This window comes from Dysgonomonas sp. UBA7630, assembly GCF_002483985.1.
Classification (GTDB): Bacteria; Bacteroidota; Bacteroidia; order Bacteroidales; family Dysgonomonadaceae; genus Dysgonomonas.
In genome coordinates this window covers 159,963-177,223 of the sequence record NZ_DLIY01000003.1, presented here as the reverse complement: position 1 = coordinate 177,223, position 17,261 = coordinate 159,963, and the positions used below count along the sequence as shown (strand labels likewise).

Genomic DNA, 17,261 nt, shown 5'->3' with positions numbered 1-17,261 from the left:
TTAGAAACAAAGAGAATATTGTATTTCTATTCTGAATAGTTTTTTAAGATATCAGTTTTCCCAATATTTTTCTATTTCTTCCAATGTTTTCCCTGTTGTTTCAGGTACTAGCTTCCATACAATCAGAATGTAAGGAACACACATCACTGCAAAAAGTATAAATGTGCCTTCGGGGTGCAGATTGTCCAAGAACCAAGGCGTTAATTGCCCAATCAGATATGTGCCTATCCATAATGAGAATCCGGCGATTGACATAGCCAAACCACGCACTTTGATAGGATACATTTCTGATAATAATACCCAAATAACAGCACAAATAGATACCGCACAGAAAAAGATGTATGCAAGGAAGAATATTAACAAGAATATGTTTGATATACCCAAATCATTTCCTTTGATGAAATAAAACGCAATAAGAAGAAGGGAAACGATCATGCCCGATACTCCATAATAAACCAGTTTCTTTCGTCCTACTTTGTCGATAATGAATATTGCCAGAACTGTTGTTAGCATGTTTACTAATCCTACAATCACCTGATAAAACAATGAGTCATCTCCTGATAAACCACTACTCTCAAAAATGGAAGGGCCATAATAAAGAACGGCATTCACTCCCATAAACTGTCCTAACATGGCTATCGCCACACCTATAAGCACAGCCTTCATTATGCCGGGTTTGAGAAGTAATCGCCAGTTTGCTTTCGTTTCGCTACCTACTACTCTTTTTGTTTCGTTCATTTCATGTATTGCCGACTCTGTAGAACCATAGATGTGTGCCAAAATAGACTTAGCTTTTGTTTCTTGATTTTTTAATATCAGCCATCTTGGACTTTCCGGAATGAAGAAAATCACAATAAAGAATAATATTGCAGGTATAGCTGCCATACCCAGCATACCACGCCATACTTCGCTATGAAATATATGATATAATGTTGGGTTGGTGAGTTGTTCTGCTCCGTTTACCGAATAATTAAGTAGCCCGTAGTTTACCAGATATGCTCCTAAAAAACCTACTGTTACTGCTAACTGGTACAATGAAACTAATCGCCCTCTGTATTCGGCAACTGAGATTTCTGAGATATAAAGCGGAGAAATAATCGATACCACACCGATACCTATACCTCCAATAATGCGAGCTATTACCAAATGATCGAAATCGGATGAGATGGCACATCCAAAAGCTGATATAGTGAAGAGAATAGCTGCTACCAATAATGTTCTTTTACGACCAAAATTATCACTGAGAACCCCTGCGCTCATTACTCCGAGTATAGAGCCCACAAGGGCACAGCCAACATACCATCCTTGAGAAAGAGAATCTAACGAAAATTGTGCAGACACCTGCGCTATTGTTCCTGATATTACAGCAGTGTCGTACCCAAAAAGGAAACCTCCTAATGCTGCAACAACAGATAAGAAGCTGATGTACCTTATATTTATACTAGAATTCATAAAACTAATTTTTGTTATTATTTTATATTAAAATATTCTTTATACCTGTTATATAAATGTCCAGCCTGAAGATATGCAGACTGTGGACTCATAAAGTGAGAAAACTCGAAAGTGATGGCTTTATCATAATTGGCTCGTTTGGCAGCTTCAAGTTTCATTCTAAGTTTATCAAACTTGATCGGTAAAAATTTGATCGGCATATCCCTGTCAAAGGTTTCTGCATTTGTCCAACACTTCAATCCGTATTTATCTGCCAATTTCTTATTCACCTCAAAGAATGCGTCTAACTCGTCATAGTCAATATGCCCATCTTGAAAGGCGCATGCATCAACAGAGCCTTTTATCCCGTCAAAGATTTCTCCCCATTCTTTTTCATGTTCTTGTACCGAAACCGATTCCGCTTTCGTTAACTGTCCTGATGCAGACATAACTGCTTTTTTGCCATCTATCCATGGGGAAATAAACGTGGGTAAACCATTCGATACATCTTTGCACTGCTTCCCCATTGCGGAGAAGGCATCAATAGCTCCCTTCGTTTTCCTGCTTATTTCACCACTGATATACCAACCACCGAAACTTTTATATTTTTCTCCATAGCTTTCCCAAACTTCATCTATTACATATTTATTATGTTCTATTTCGGATGAGAGGTCGCCTGTATCCCAATACTCTCCCGAGTCGTAAAGACCAAAATAAAATTTCATACCGTATTTGTCAGCTAATCGCAAATACATGTCTATCAAATCTACTGATGGCATGTAGCATCCTTTTTTTAATAAATATTTCGAAGGATATGTGATAAATTTGCGGTATCCCGAACGAATCAGTATGACGGTTTCGATTCCAATGTTTTTCATGTGTCGAAAATCGAGATCCCATTCTTTTTCTCCCCAATTTTGATGAGGTATATCGTGGGATATTTCATCCAGAAAAGTTCCTGTTATTCGAATCCCGTTTTCTTTGGGTACGATCAGGTCACTTTGAATAGAAGTATCAGCTTCTAATATTTTACTATCTGTAGAAGTTGAACCTCTACACGAGGTAATTGCCGGAATTGCCATGGCCGATACCCCGCCCAGTGCAACCTTTTTTAAAAAATCTCTGCGATTATCTGCTTCCATTATATTGCATTTGGTTAAATATATTGTATTTTATTATTCGGGAAGACTTGATGTTTATAAAATAAATATAAGTACTTCGAGATGATTTTAAGGATCATCACGTCTAATAATCCTTTTCTGGTATTTAAAATAGAGAAAGAAATGTGTTCTTAGCTTTTCAAAAACAAATGTAGTAAATATTTTTTTATATCAATCTTATTTAATAAAAATATTAATTATATGCATGTCGTTTTGTTTTTATGTTTATTATATTTGTTTGATTGATATCTCTCGCTTACAAGTCTGGAAAAGGAGTTTGCCTTATCGAAAAAACAAGATTAATAATAGTTAGGTAAAAATCATTTAATATATAAGGGGAAGAGAGGGAAATAAATGGTTAATAATTTTTTTTAGTATATTTGCTTTGTGTTTAGATATTTCTTTGCAAGAAAAATACATAATTATCAAAAAGATATGAATATACAGCTGCTTCAGGAGATTGAAAGAGGGACAAAAAGTGCACTGATTAAGAAGAATATAATAAACTACTATATTCAGAATGGGAGTTCTACAATAACTGAGCTGTCAAAAGAACTCGATTTAAGTATTCCTACTGTAACTAAGCTTATAGGCGAGATGTACGATGACGGATATATAAATGACTATGGAAAGCTGGAAACAGCAGGTGGCAGGTATCCTAATCTGTATGGCCTTAATCCTGAGTCGGGATATTTTATCGGAGTTGATATAAAGCAATCTGCTGTAAATATAGGTATTATAAACTTCAAGGGGGATATGATAGACCTGACGATGGGTGTGTCGTATCAGATGCAAAATACTCCGGAAGCATTAAATAAGCTTTGTAATATAATTCTTGATTTTATAGATAAACAGACTGTTGATAAGAATAAGATATTGAATATCAATGTAAATATATCTGGTCGTGTTAATCCTGAATCCGGTTATAGTTATAGTATATTTTATTTTGAGGAAAGACCTTTGGCCGATATTATATCCGAAAAATTGAACGGATATAAAGTGACTATAGATAACGACACACGAGCCATGACCTATGGAGAATATCTTGCGGGTTGTGTGAATAGCGAGAAAAATATCATTTTTGTAAATGTTAGTTGGGGGCTTGCTATCGGTATTATCATTGATGGTAAGGTTTATACCGGGAAATCCGGGTTTGCCGGAGAGTTTGGTCATATGAAAATATATGACAATGAAATTATCTGTCATTGTGGTAAAAAAGGGTGTCTTGAGACAGAAGCTTCGGGGCATGCCATGCATCGTCGTTTATTCGAACTGGCTCAAGAGGGGGGATCATCTTTGCTGTCGGAGAAGATATTGAAAGGAGATAATGTTACGCTGGATGAAATCATAGCTGCTGTAAACAAAGAGGATGTTCTCTGCATAGATCTTGTAGAGGAGATAGGGCGAAAATTGGGAGAACAAATCGCCGGATTAATTAATGTGTTTAATCCTGAGATGGTTATAATAGGCGGTTTTGTATCTATGACGGAGGATTATATAATGCAACCTATCAAAACTGCAATACGAAAATACTCTTTAAATCTTGTAAATAAAGATTCAACAATTAGTATCTCGAAGCTAAAAGATAAAGCCGGCGTTGTAGGGGCGTGTCTGTTGGCGCGTACAAGATTGTTTGAGATATATTAATTGATATTATAGCTGAAATGCCCTATATATCTTAGCGGAGCAGAGATGCTCTGTGAAGTAACAAAAAACCGAAAAGCTTTTCGGTTTTTGTATTTATTTTCTTTAAACAAAATAAGCCGTTTGGGCTTGCATTTCTGTCCTGTCTTTCATTCTTTGGTTGATTTTTTGTGAATTCTAATCATATATAAATTCAATATTGGAGCTATAAAAATAGCTCTGAAAGGGTAATTTGCTTCCTAAATTATAAATCTTAAAATAAACTTAATAATAAAATATTTAATTATATATTGTGCATTTAATAAATATATGTATATTTGTCTCGTTATATTAATAAAATATGGTTAATCGAAGAGCCTATATTGTAAACAAATCCCTTCTTTTATTACAATATAGATATAATAGTAAAAACATACACTCGGATATAGTAAAAAGATAAGCTTCTATAGATATTGAAATTAATATTTTATAAATAGGTATTGAAGAAAGTATTTAAAAAGGAACATGATGAAATTTCTATTCAAACAATCATTTATCGGTATTTTATATTTGCTGGGGTTTAATATGTCCTTGCAATCGCAAGATATAATAAAGGGGCAAATAAAATGTCAGGGAGAAAAACTTGCGAATGTAGTTGTCTCTAATGGCTATGATTTTGCACTGACTGATATGGAAGGTAATTATTCCTTACCACAAAACGCCAATTCTAAGTTTGTATATATATCAACTCCATCCGGCTATCTGCCACAAACGAAAGGAAGCATCCCTTGCTTTTTTCAAAATATAGAAAGTTCAGATAAAGCGTATGATTTTGATTTGATAAAGAATTCTCTGGACGATAATAAGCATACTTTCATCGTTCAGGCAGATGTTCAGGTATCTAAAGAAAAGGATATAGAAGGATATGTAAGATATTTAAAAGATCTTCATCAATATATTGATCAGAAAAAGAAAGACAGTGACGTTTTTGTTTTAGACTGTGGGGATATAGTAGGTAATACTCCATCATTATACCCTTCATATATTCAGGCTTCGGATGCTTTAGGGCTTCCATTTTATAGGAGTATTGGTAACCATGATATGGAATATGGTGTACGCTCTCATGAGCATTCATACAAAACATTTGAAAATTTCTTTGGCCCGATATATTATTCTTTCAATAGAGGAAAGGCACATTACATCGTTCTCAACAATTGTTTTTACATTAATAGGCATTACCGTTATATAGGATATATAGACGAACGCACCTTGCAATGGATAGAGAGAGACTTATCCTATGTGCCTAAAGATCATCTCATATTTGTGGCTATGCATATTCCTTCCAGCTCAACAAAAGATATAAAATTCAATGCCTTATTGCCCGATGAAACCAGTAATGCTTCCAGCCTTTATGATCTCTTAGAAGGTTATGATGCTCATATATTTTCAGGGCATACTCACTATAATGGCAATGTTGTATTCAATAGCAGGTTAATCGAACATAACACAGCTGCTGTATGCGGGACTTTCTGGAAAGCAGATATATGTACAGACGGCACCCCTAGCGGTTGTGGCGTTTATGAAGTAGAAGGAAATAGTGTTACTTGGAAATATAAAAGTATGGGATACCCTGATACATATCAGTTTAAAGGATATCCAATTGCTTCTTCTGAAGATTATCCTGAAGATATTATTGCAAATGTTTGGAATTGGGATGAGCTGTGGAAAGTAGAGTGGTACGAGAATGGCAAATATATGGGAGTAATGAATCACTTCGAAGGATATGATCCTGAAGCTAAAATTATTTGCTCGGATAGAGAACGTGTAGAATATGATTGGATAACGCCAATCAAAACGGACCATTTGTTTAGGGCAACACCTATAGATAAGAATGCAATAATTGAGATAAAAGTAACAGACCGTTTTGGAAATATATATAAACAAAAAGTTTCTACTGACAAGTACTAACAAATAAATCTAATTATAACAGCTAAAATATGAAAAGCTCAAATAAACTAGTTGCCTATAACATTGATGTTGAAGATATAAATATGTATAAAATTATGAATTTTAAGAAATTAGCAGATCTTTATAAAGAAGAGTTGTTAGAAAATGTTCTTCCCTTTTGGATAAAACACTCTCAAGACAAAGAGTTTGGTGGATATTTTACATGTCTTGACCGCGAAGGAAATGTTTTTGATACAGACAAATTTATCTGGTTGCAAGGCCGTGAAGTTTGGATGTTCTCAATGCTTTACAACAAAGTGGAAAAACGCGAAGAGTGGTTGGAATGTGCTATCCAAGGGGGCGAATTTCTTAAAAAATATGGTCATGACGGAAATTTTAACTGGTATTTCTCTCTCGATCGTGAAGGCAACCCTTTGGTTGAACCTTATAATATATTCTCGTATACCTTTGCCACAATGGCTTTTGGCCAGCTCAACCTTGCTACAGGCAATGAAGAATATGCAGATATAGCCCGCAAAACATTTGAGGTAATTCTTTCCAAAGTAGATAATCCGAAAGGCAAATGGAACAAGCTCTATCCCGGAACTCGCAACCTCAAAAACTTTGCATTACCAATGATTCTGTGTAATCTGGCTTTGGAGATCGAACATCTACTCACCGAAGAATATCTCAATAAAGTAATAGATAGTTGTATCCACGAAGTGATGGATGTGTTCTATCGTCCTGAACTCGGTGGAATCATTGTAGAGAACGTATTCGATAACGGAGAATTGTCCGATTCCTTCGAAGGAAGATTGATGAATCCGGGACATGCTATAGAAGCTATGTGGTTTATAATGGATTTGGGTAAGCGTTTGAATAGACCCGAACTAATAGACAAAGCGAAAAATACAACACTGACAATGCTCGAATATGGTTGGGATAAAAAATATGGAGGTGTTTTTTATTATATGGATCGTTTGGGTTATCCGCCTCAACAGTTAGAATGGGATCAGAAACTCTGGTGGGTACATATCGAATCTCTTATCTCTTTACTTAAAGGATATCAACTGACAGGTGACATTAAATGTCTCGAATGGTTTGAAAAAGTACATAGTTATACATGGGAGCACTTTAAAGATCAGGAACATCCCGAATGGTTCGGATACCTGAACAGACAAGGAGAAGTATTGCTTCCTCTGAAGGGCGGAAAATGGAAAGGATGTTTTCATGTTCCGCGCGGCTTGTACCAATGTTGGACCGTTTTAGAAAGTATTCTGAATCAAAAATAAACATTAGTAGCATAATGAAAAAGATAATAGTCGTTGGTAGTTCTAACACAGACATGGTAGTAAAATCCTCCCATCTTCCCGGCCCAGGGGAGACTGTACTAGGTGGAAATTTCCTTATGACTCAAGGGGGTAAAGGGGCTAATCAAGCTGTTGCGGTAAAAAGGATGGGAGGTAATCTTATATTCGTAGCCCGATTGGGTGATGATCTTTTTGGAGACCAAACGATAGAGGTGTTGGCAAAGGAGGGAATCTGTACAGAATATATTACTCGCGATAAGATGCATCCTTCGGGTGTAGCCTTAATAAATGTGGACGAAAAAGCCGAAAACACGATTGTTGTTGCTTCCGGAGCCAACTTACTATTAGACGAATCAGATATCGACAAGATCGAAAGTGAAATGAGTGAAGGGGATATCCTTCTTATGCAATTAGAAAGTCCTATCGCCACAGTAGAGTATGCAGCAAAAAAAGCTTTTGAAAAAGGGATGAAAGTCATACTTAATCCTGCTCCGGCTCGGCACTTACCCGAGTCATTATTTAATTACTTGTATATGATTACACCCAATCGAATCGAAGCAGAAATGCTTACAGGTATAAAAATCAATAATGATTCGGATATTGCGCTGGCTGCCGAAAAACTAAGCAAGATGGGGGCGAAAAATGTAATTATCACCTTAGGTTCAAAAGGATGTTTTGTAAGAGAAGGTAATAACTCTTACAGTGTAGACTCTTTCGAAGTGAAAGCTGTAGATACCACGGCTGCCGGAGATACCTTCAATGGAGCATTGTGCGTAGGCATAGCAGAAAATATGCCACTTAAACATGCTGTAAAGATGGCTTCGCAAGCCTCTTCAATAGCTGTAACGAGAATGGGCGCACAGTCGTCTATTCCTCACCGAAGCGAATTAGTATAACTATAGATATCAACATGATGGATCGACGCAATTTCTTAACAACTTTAGGTGTAGGAGCCGCCGGAATGTTGCTTCCTAATATAAGCTTAGGAAGAACTTCTATAGAATCTGCCGGTATATCACAGATCAAACCGATAGCCGGTTCTTGGTTCGAATTTCAGCATCCCGGAGGAAAGGAAGGTGTATACTGGGATAACGATTTAAGAAACTTTACCACTTCTCAGTGGCGCGAAAAAATCCGAGAGATTAGTGAAACCGGCATGGAATATCTCGTTATGATGAATGTTGCTGCGCATGGGCTGGCTTTTTATGATAGCGAGTTAGCACCGAAGTTTAAAATGGGCTGTGATGATCCTATCGAAACGGTTTTGGCTGCCGCCGATGAGTTTGGCGTTAAGTTTTTTGTCAGCAACGATTTCTGGTCTATCGATCTTGATGCTGTCAAGATGATGACAGATAAAGAGCTAGGTAAAAAGCGAGCTAAATGTATGGAAGAAATATTTGCTAAATATGGTCACCATAAGAGTTTCTATGGCTGGTATTTCCCTAACGAGTCTTGGTTGGAGCCATATTTTGGAGAATATGTTATTCCTTATGTGAACGAATGTGCCCTGATTGCAAAGTCGATGAATGCCAATTGTGTTAATCTAATTGCTCCTTATAACATTAAAGCTCAGAGATGTGACGACACCTTTGTTAAGCAACTTGAAGACCTTGATATAGAAATTGTAGCCTATCAGGATGGCGTAGGTGTGGGCGGTACAAAATTAAGCGATTCTGCACGTTTCTTCGAAAATTTAAGTAAAGCTCATCAAAAAGCAGGACGCTCAAAAATATGGGCAGACATGGAACTCTTTTACTTTGAGCAAACAACGCATGGAAGTTTAATTGCTGCCGATTTCGATACTCGGATTATTCACCAAATGGAGGCTATTTCTCCTTTTGTAGAGAAAATTCTGGTTTATCAGTATCTAGGTATAATGAACAAACCGGGCTCTCTGGCTCATGCCGGTTTGCGCGACGAAACAGTAAGATTGTATAACCAGTATATGAGCTGGTATAAAAAACAAAACTTCAAACGGTGAAATATATGAAACGAATATTTGCAATTATAATCTCAATTCAGTTTTTCACTATTCTTTGGGGACAAACCCCCGAATTTATATTGCCCTCTATTATTAGTGATCATGCTGTAATGCAACGCAACTCGGAGGTAAAACTCTGGGGATGGTGTCCCGGTGCATGGGATTTGAAAATTGTATGTAGCTGGACACCACAAGACACTATACATGCAAAGTCGAACGAATATTGTGCATGGGAAGCTTATATCCAGACTCCGGACCTCACAGGCCCGCATAGTATTCGTTTCTATGGTTGGGAAAACAAATTGGAGAGGGAGGTTAATGATGTCTTAATGGGTGAAACTTGGCTATGCTCCGGGCAGTCTAATATGGAGTACTTGATGAGTTATCCTGTATTAGATGCGGGAGATATTACAAAAGCGATAGAAAATAAAAATCTGCGTTTTTTTAAAGTATCTAAAGCAACATCCAAATATCCGGTTGAACGGATTGAAGGAAAATGGGTCGTTTGCACCCCAGATACCTATAAAGACTTTAGTGCAGTTGCTTTCTTTTTTGGACAACACCTTAACGAACATCTAAATATTCCGATAGGACTTATCGGCTCATACTGGGGGGGCACTTCAATAGAGCCATGGATCGATCAATTCAGTTTCAAGCATGAGAAAGAGTTATACGCTCTATCACCAAAGCAACATCCTGAGAGTTGGACTCCTACGGCAAATTCTTCTATTTATAATGCAATGATTAATCCGGTTAAAAATTATACTATTGCCGGAGTCATCTGGTATCAAGGGGAGGGAAATAACGAACGTGCTGCAAGCTACGGCACCTTGCTTGATGGTATGATAAGAGGCTGGCGAAACGAATTTCATCGTTATCTTCCATTCTACTTTGTGCAAATAGCCCCATGGAATGGTTATGCAGACAAAAATGCGGCTTATCTGCGGGAGCAACAATCCGATGTTGCAGCTACATTAAAAAATACGGGAATGGTTGTTGTTAGTGATCTGGTAAACGATATATCAGATATACATCCTAGTTTGAAAAAACAGGTGGGTGTGCGTTTGGCTAATATGGTGTTGCATCAAACTTATCATAAAAAAGATATACAACCTTATTCACCTCAACTAGACTCGATACGTATAGAAAAAAATAAGATTATTGTGACCACAACTGCCATCGGAAAACTTACTTGTAAAGATAAAGTTATACAGAATTTCGAAGTTGTGGATAAAGAAGGAAATATATATCCTGCTGATGCGAAGATAGATAAGAATGGCGAGATAAGTGTATCCTCTTCCAAAACAAAAGAACCCATAGCTGTGCGCTACTGCTTTACGAATGATGCTATCCCTAATTTATTTGATATTAACGGGTTGCCTTTGGCTCCTTTTAGAACAGACAGAAAAAAATGAAAAAATATATACTTTTTATATTTAGCTGGCTAATATGCTTTTCCTGTTTCGGACAGGTTACAAATTTAAAATTTAACAACGGTAAGTTTAAAATTGTACAACTAACAGATCTACACTGGGTAGAAAGTGAATCTTATAAGCAGAAAAATGACAGTACTTGTAATTTGATTCGTGAAGTTATCCGCTTAGAGCATCCTGATCTTGTTATTCTCACCGGAGACATTGTTGTGTCTTCGAATGCATTACAGGCTTGGACTAAGTTAGCGAACCTATTTACCGGAGAGAAAACCTTTTTTGCCGTAACCTTCGGAAATCATGATGATGAAACAGATATGACTAAATCTGAAATTCTCAATTACTTACGCACTGTTCCTTACAACCTGACTTATGATGCAGAAGGAGGAAAGCTTTCAGGTTCGGGTAACTGTGCGCTTCCTATTCTGTCTTCTGACGGACGGTCTGAAAAATGGGTACTCTATCTGTTAGACTCTCATAACTTATCAAGTGATAGGTCGTTCGGATACTATGATTGGATTAAGCACGATCAGATAGATTGGTATCGAAAAACAAGTGATGAGTTTACGAAACGTAATAATCACAAGCTTCCTTCGCTGGCTTTTTTTCATATACCATTGACAGAGCATGAAACTGCAAGATGGTCATATCGCGAATTTGGTGAAAAGCAAGAAGGTGTAGCCGCATCAAATGTAAACTCCGGGTTGTTTTCCTCTTTTATCGAAAAGAAAGATGTGATTGGAGTCTTTGTAGGACACGACCATAACAATGATTATATGGTTGACTTAAACGGTAATATAGCACTCGCTTTTGGACGCAAAACAGGTTACCCTGCGGCTTACACCGAAACCCTTAGTAGAGGAGTGCGTGTTATTAATCTGTTTGAAAACGAAGCCAGATACGACTCTTACATAAGAGACCTTAAAGGAACTTACACCCACTATACATTCGAGCAAAAGAATGAAGGTTCTGGTATTCCTCATTTTAATGGTTCTTTTATACAAGAATCGCTTGTTCTCAATTGGGATGATAGCCGTTGGGACAAGGAGATGCAGATGCTTAAAGAAGGGGGGATGAAATACCTTATTTATGCGCCGGCATTGCTAACAAATGAACAAGGTAAGGTTTCTTCCACTTATCCTTCTACTCTAACAGCGAAGAAGAACCAAAATAAAACATTAGAGAATTGCCTTCGTAGTGCTCAAAAAAATGGAATACGAGTATTTGTCGGATTGAATTTTAACGACAGATGGTGGAAAGTAGATTATGATGCGAGTTGGCTGATTGGGCAGATGGAGATAGGAAATAAGGTTGCTGAAGAATTGGTTGCCTTATATAAAGAAAAATATAACGATGCCATGTATGGTTGGTATTGGGTTTGGGAGGTTGATAATTTAAATTGTATGACATCAGAGCGTCAAGCTATTTTGGCACAAGCATTAAATACAAACTTAGATTACCTTACTAAAATTACTCCTGATATGCCTTTTATGCTATCTCCTTTTATGAATCATAAGGTAGGCGGAGATGCTAAGGAATATTCGAAAATGTGGAAAAATGTATTCGAACAAACACATTTTCGAATCGGAGATATTTTCTCCCCTCAAGACTGTGTTGGAGCAGGTGGCCTGAATCTTGATAATCTGTCAGAATGGTTCCAAAACTTGAGGGAAGCAGTCAATAGTAAACCGGGTCTGAAGTTTTGGGGAAATATAGAAACGTTCGATCAGCGTTATTGGACAAGTGCGCCATTAACACGTGTAAAGAAGCAACTAGATATTGTAAATGGATATGTAAGCAATATTATCTGCTTTGCATACAGTCACTATAACAGCCCTTATGTAGTAAATCCGGAATACCATCAGGCATATTTGCAATACTGCAAAGACGGTAAATTGCCTAAAACAAATAAACCTCAAAGTGTACCTAATGTGAGCGTTCAGAAAGTGTCGAACGGGATTGAAATCAAATGGATTCCAACAGAATTTAAGTCTGTAAACGGGTTTAATATTTATAGAGATGGCGTGTTGATAAAGAAACTTCAGATATATCAAACCCGAACTCCTTTGTCTTTCATAGATAAGGATGGAAATATAAACAATGTATACGAAGTTTCAACTTACAATATAATGGAAGACGAATCTGAAAAAATAAAGCAAAATAATTAAATATTAATTTCTTAAATGAAGAAGATTGAAATTATGAAAAACACACTTCTTTTCATCTGCATTTATTTTGTTATTGGGTTGGCAACAGCGTGTAGCTCTGCTGTTACTCAGACATCAGTGCCATCGGAGGTGTCTATGACCAAAGAGGTATTGGCAGACAAAATAAAAGGAGGTTGGGCAGCTAAAACGATTGGCTGCACGTACGGAGGGCCTGTGGAATTTATCCACAACGGCACTATAATTCAGGATTATACTCCGATAAAATGGTCAAAGGACAGGGTAAAGCATTATTTTGATACTTTCCCCGGACTCTATGATGACTTATATGTAGATATTATTTTCGTTAATGTATTTGAACGTTTAGGTTTACAAGCTCCTGCCGATTCATTTGCTGTCAGTTTTGCCAATACAGAGTTCCCTCTTTGGCATGCCAATCAGGTGGCCCGATATAATATCAAACAAGGTATTATGCCTCCACTGTCGGGACATTGGTTGAACAATCCGCATGCAGATGATATTGATTATCAGATTGAAGCAGATTTTTCCGGTTTGATGACTCCCGGAATGCCCAATGCGGCATCAGAGATATCTGATAAGGTAGGACATATTTTTACCTACGGAGATGGATGGTATGGAGGAGTATATACCGGGGCTTTGTATTCTATGTCTTTTGTTTCAGACGATGTGGAATTTATTGTGACTGAGGCTTTAAAAACGATTCCCGAAAAGAGCGACTTTTACCTCTGCATGAAAGACATTATAAACTGGCACAAACAATATCCGAACGATTGGAAACAAACATGGTTTGAATGCCAAAAAAAATGGTCTTCGGAAGTGGGTTGTCCCGATGGAGTATTCTTGCCCTTCAATATTGATGCAAAAATCAACAGTGCTTATGTCTTAATTGGTTTGTTGTATGGTAAGAAAGATTTCTTTTCTACTATGGATATCGCAGCTCGGTGTGGGCAAGACTCTGACTGTAATGCAGCGACGGCAGCAGGAATTTTAGGTACAATCTTGGGATATTCCAATATTCCTGAATCTTGGAAAGAAAGCCTATATGAGGTTGAAGACAGACCGTTTGCATATACCGATGTCTCATTGAACAAATTGTATGACTTAGGTTTAAAACACGCTTTGCAGGTAATCGAAAAAGAAGGTGGTAAAGTAGAAAATAATCAAATTACGATTAAAACTCAGAAACCCGTTGCTGTAAAATATGAAAAATCCTTCGAAGGTCATTACCCTGTTGAAAAAATGGAAATTAACGCAACATTAAAAGATAAGCTTGATTTTACTTTTAACGGGATCGGTTTTGTCCAAAAAGGTTATGTGAAATGCACAGATGAATCGTATGTGGCCAAAGTGGAAATGTATATAGATGGAAATCTGATCGAAACAGCAAATCTTCCGGTGGCAAAAGCGACTTCTATCGATAACCGCAGAGTAGATCTATTTCACAGATATCAATTACCAAAGAGTGCACATAATGTAAGCTACAAGTGGCTTAATCCACGTAATGATGCACAGGTCTATTTCGGAGAGGCTGTTATCTATTCGGATCAATCGAATCAATTAACCTATAAATAAGCAGTTATGTATATTGTTGAAAATTATGGATTAGCTGTAGCCTTATGTTGGGTGACAATGTTTTGTTGGGGTTCTTGGGGTAATACACAAAAACTTGCGGCTAAAACATGGCGTTACGAGCTGTTTTATTGGGATTATGTTGTCGGTATACTTCTATTCTCTTTGGTATGGGGACTGACATTAGGTAGTTTCGGTGAAAATGGAAGAGGATTTGTAGAAGATCTGCTTCAGGTCAGCCCCAACTATCTCTGGAGTGCATTGCTTGGGGGTGTTATATTCAATGCATCTAATATACTGTTGTCATCGTCTGTATCGCTCGCCGGTATGTCTGTTGCATTTCCGGTAGGTGTAGGCTTGGCTTTGGTATTAGGGGTATTTGTCAATTATTTCAGTACACCAAAGGGAGATCCTGTTGTTTTGTTTTTAGGAGTATTTCTGATCGTTTTGGCTATCATTTTTAATGGATTTGCATCGAGTAAAGTTGCCAAGGCTTCATCAGATCAGGGCGTTCGAAAAAAAGGAATTGCAATCGCTATTTGCGCCGGTATATTGATGTCGTTCTTCTATCGTTTTGTTGCTGCGTCTATGGATCTTGAAAATCTGGAAGCTCCAACCAGTGGTATGCTCACTCCTTACTCAGCTTTGTTTGTGTTTGCAATAGGTATATTTATCAGCAACTTCCTATTCAACACCCTTGTGATGAAAAAGCCATTTGTTGGCGAGCCTATATCATATAGTCAATACTTCAAAGGCAATATGAAAACCCATCTGATAGGTCTTCTTGGCGGAGGTATCTGGGCTTTGGGTACTGCGTGCAGTTATATTGCTGCAGGAAAAGCAGGACCAGCCATATCTTACGCACTGGGACAAGGAGCAACAATGGTCGCTGCCTTGTGGGGATTATTTGTGTGGAAGGAATTTAAAGGAGCACCAAAGTCTATCAACCTATTACTCACAGTGATGTTGATTCTCTTTATTTCAGGTTTGGTGCTGATAATTTTATCTGGTGGTAATTAAACTTTTTATTAATATAATATAAACTATTATGAGGCAAAATTTTTGTAAAGTTGTAATTGCATTACTGGCAATACTTGCGATACTGCCGGGTAACACATTACATGCAGATAATGGTGTGCCCAATAAACAAAAAAGTGAGAAAAAGAATAAAGCGGTTCTAGGTGTACAACCTATTACCGGTACGTGGATAAATTTAGCATATAAGGATGTTAGGAACAAATATACAAATCCTCAAAATTTTGATAATGCCAGCCCTAAGCTATGGGAGGCTAAAGTACGAGAATTATCAGCTATGGGTATCGAGTATTTAGTCTTTATGGAGGTAGCCAATGAAGGTAAAGCTTATTATCCATCGAAACTGATGCCCTGGTTATACGATAAGAACGTAAAGAGTCCCGTAGAGGCCATTCTTGATGAAGCTGCAAAGCATAACATGAAGGTTTTTATGAGCACAGGATGGGCAAAAGATCAGGATGACAATTTGCTTGACCCAGAGATTAAAAAACGTCAGCTTCAGATAATGGAGGAACTGGCAACTCTATACAAAAATCATAAAGCTTTTTACGGTTGGTATTTGCCTGTAGAAGATTGCTTGTGTCCGATATTTGCCGAACATGCGGTACAGTCTGTGAATACATTGACAGAAAAAGCAAACACATTGACACCCGGAAAGAAAACATTGATTTCTCCCTATGGAATAGGACTATCCGAATTCGATAACCCCGATTATGAGAAGCAATTGGCAAAACTCAAAGTGGATATCATTGCCTATCAGGACGAAGTGGGTTGCGTACGAGACAAGTTTACACTTCCACGATTGAAAAAGAACTGGCAAAGAATGCGTGATATTCACAATAGATTGAATATAGAACTTTGGGCTAATTGTGAAACTTTTACATGGGAGGAAAAAACCAATGACCGTAATTCAGCCTTGATTCCGGCTGCTTATTCCCGTTTACTGTCGCAGCAAGTTGCAGCATCTTCCGCCCATGTCGATAAGATTATTTCATTCATGTTTGGGGGTATTATCGAAGATCCAAAATCACCCTTTCAGTTAGGTCAGCCTGTTTGGTCTAATGAGCTATATAATAATTATATGGCATGGAAAAACGGTAATGCATATTGGAAACTATTTGAAGCCACTTTGCAAGAGAAGTTGGAAAATTCAGCCGCTCCTCAAATGATAAATGATACAAGATTGAAAAATCTCCTTGACGGACAAGTTGCAGAAGAGAATAGTTTAGATAGCCGTTGGTTAAAATTTGAAAAAGGACATCACGAAATAGTCGTTGATTTGCAGAATAAAACTAAGGTTGAAAAGGTTTTGATGCGCAGCCTCAACTACAATCAGGAGGAAATAGGAACACCATATAAAATTTACGTCTTCACATCCAATGATGGAGTAAAATATGAACTCGCCTCTATTAAAGATGCACCATACTTCCCAAACAACAAGCATGATGCATGGATTGATGGAGTACTATTCGACGAATTGAATGAAAATGCACGATACATCAAAGTCGCTTTCGACGCCCCTCAGAAAGTATATGTTGATGAATTATTTATTAATCCGAAAATCAGATAAAGTATGAATGTCTCAGAAA

At 37.4% G+C, this 17,261-nt stretch carries 12 protein-coding genes; 10 read left to right on the top strand and 2 right to left on the bottom strand.

Features of this window, described 5'->3' with window-relative positions; genetic code table 11:
* Window positions 1-51: 51 nt before the first annotated feature.
* Window positions 52-1,452, bottom strand: a complete 1,401-nt coding sequence (locus B3P17_RS01460; RefSeq protein ID WP_291102816.1) for a sugar porter family MFS transporter — start codon at window positions 1,450-1,452, stop codon at window positions 52-54.
* A 17-nt stretch (window positions 1,453-1,469) separates the two neighbouring features.
* The gene (locus B3P17_RS01455) at window positions 1,470-2,573 is read right to left on the bottom strand and encodes a DUF4434 domain-containing protein (RefSeq protein ID WP_291102813.1); all 1,104 of its coding nucleotides are present in this window, start codon (window positions 2,571-2,573) and stop codon (window positions 1,470-1,472) included.
* Between the two features lie 453 nt (window positions 2,574-3,026).
* Here B3P17_RS01455 and B3P17_RS01450 point away from each other — a divergent pair, with 453 nt between their 5' ends.
* From B3P17_RS01450 to B3P17_RS01405, 10 genes are all read left to right on the top strand, one after another.
* Window positions 3,027-4,238 carry an ROK family transcriptional regulator gene (locus B3P17_RS01450; RefSeq protein ID WP_291102810.1) on the top strand — a complete coding sequence of 404 codons (1,212 nt, stop codon included), beginning with the start codon at window positions 3,027-3,029 and terminating at the stop codon, window positions 4,236-4,238.
* Between the two features lie 504 nt (window positions 4,239-4,742).
* Entirely contained in the window at window positions 4,743-6,182 is a 1,440-nt protein-coding gene (locus B3P17_RS01445; protein WP_291102889.1) for a calcineurin-like phosphoesterase C-terminal domain-containing protein, read from the top strand.
* A 95-nt stretch (window positions 6,183-6,277) separates the two neighbouring features.
* Window positions 6,278-7,453: an AGE family epimerase/isomerase gene (locus tag B3P17_RS01440; protein ID WP_291102886.1), complete on the top strand. Its 1,176-nt coding sequence runs from the start codon at window positions 6,278-6,280 to the stop codon at window positions 7,451-7,453.
* Between the two features lie 14 nt (window positions 7,454-7,467).
* Complete coding sequence (rbsK, locus tag B3P17_RS01435; protein WP_291102807.1) at window positions 7,468-8,367, top strand: ribokinase; 900 nt, start codon at window positions 7,468-7,470, stop codon at window positions 8,365-8,367.
* Window positions 8,368-8,381: 14 nt separating this feature from the next.
* Window positions 8,382-9,452: a DUF4434 domain-containing protein gene (locus B3P17_RS01430; RefSeq protein WP_291102805.1), complete on the top strand. Its 1,071-nt coding sequence runs from the start codon at window positions 8,382-8,384 to the stop codon at window positions 9,450-9,452.
* Window positions 9,453-9,457: 5 nt separating this feature from the next.
* Window positions 9,458-10,867: a sialate O-acetylesterase gene (locus tag B3P17_RS01425; protein ID WP_291102802.1), complete on the top strand. Its 1,410-nt coding sequence runs from the start codon at window positions 9,458-9,460 to the stop codon at window positions 10,865-10,867.
* A complete protein-coding gene (locus tag B3P17_RS01420) occupies window positions 10,864-13,050 on the top strand; it encodes a DUF4434 domain-containing protein (RefSeq protein ID WP_291102800.1) in 2,187 nt (728 codons plus the stop codon). The genes B3P17_RS01425 and B3P17_RS01420 overlap by 4 nt, the downstream gene beginning before the upstream one ends.
* Before the next feature lie 33 nt (window positions 13,051-13,083).
* On the top strand, window positions 13,084-14,640 hold the full coding sequence (locus B3P17_RS01415) for an ADP-ribosylglycohydrolase family protein (protein WP_291102883.1): 1,557 nt from the start codon (window positions 13,084-13,086) through the stop codon (window positions 14,638-14,640).
* 6 nt (window positions 14,641-14,646) lie between these two features.
* Complete coding sequence (locus B3P17_RS01410; RefSeq protein ID WP_291102797.1) at window positions 14,647-15,657, top strand: GRP family sugar transporter; 1,011 nt, start codon at window positions 14,647-14,649, stop codon at window positions 15,655-15,657.
* A 28-nt stretch (window positions 15,658-15,685) separates the two neighbouring features.
* Complete coding sequence (locus tag B3P17_RS01405; RefSeq protein WP_291102794.1) at window positions 15,686-17,242, top strand: DUF4434 domain-containing protein; 1,557 nt, start codon at window positions 15,686-15,688, stop codon at window positions 17,240-17,242.
* Window positions 17,243-17,261 lie beyond the last annotated feature (19 nt).

Coding starts and splice junctions, on each gene's coding strand:
- B3P17_RS01415 (WP_291102883.1), top strand. CDS start 13,084: ATGAAAAACACACTTCTTTTCATCTGCATTTATTTTGTTATTGGGTTG.
- B3P17_RS01420 (WP_291102800.1), top strand. CDS start 10,864: ATGAAAAAATATATACTTTTTATATTTAGCTGGCTAATATGCTTTTCC.
- B3P17_RS01410 (WP_291102797.1), top strand. CDS start 14,647: ATGTATATTGTTGAAAATTATGGATTAGCTGTAGCCTTATGTTGGGTG.
- rbsK (WP_291102807.1), top strand. CDS start 7,468: ATGAAAAAGATAATAGTCGTTGGTAGTTCTAACACAGACATGGTAGTA.
- B3P17_RS01430 (WP_291102805.1), top strand. CDS start 8,382: ATGATGGATCGACGCAATTTCTTAACAACTTTAGGTGTAGGAGCCGCC.
- B3P17_RS01405 (WP_291102794.1), top strand. CDS start 15,686: ATGAGGCAAAATTTTTGTAAAGTTGTAATTGCATTACTGGCAATACTT.
- B3P17_RS01425 (WP_291102802.1), top strand. CDS start 9,458: ATGAAACGAATATTTGCAATTATAATCTCAATTCAGTTTTTCACTATT.
- B3P17_RS01450 (WP_291102810.1), top strand. CDS start 3,027: ATGAATATACAGCTGCTTCAGGAGATTGAAAGAGGGACAAAAAGTGCA.
- B3P17_RS01455 (WP_291102813.1), bottom strand. CDS start 2,573: ATGGAAGCAGATAATCGCAGAGATTTTTTAAAAAAGGTTGCACTGGGC.
- B3P17_RS01460 (WP_291102816.1), bottom strand. CDS start 1,452: ATGAATTCTAGTATAAATATAAGGTACATCAGCTTCTTATCTGTTGTT.
- B3P17_RS01440 (WP_291102886.1), top strand. CDS start 6,278: ATGAATTTTAAGAAATTAGCAGATCTTTATAAAGAAGAGTTGTTAGAA.
- B3P17_RS01445 (WP_291102889.1), top strand. CDS start 4,743: ATGAAATTTCTATTCAAACAATCATTTATCGGTATTTTATATTTGCTG.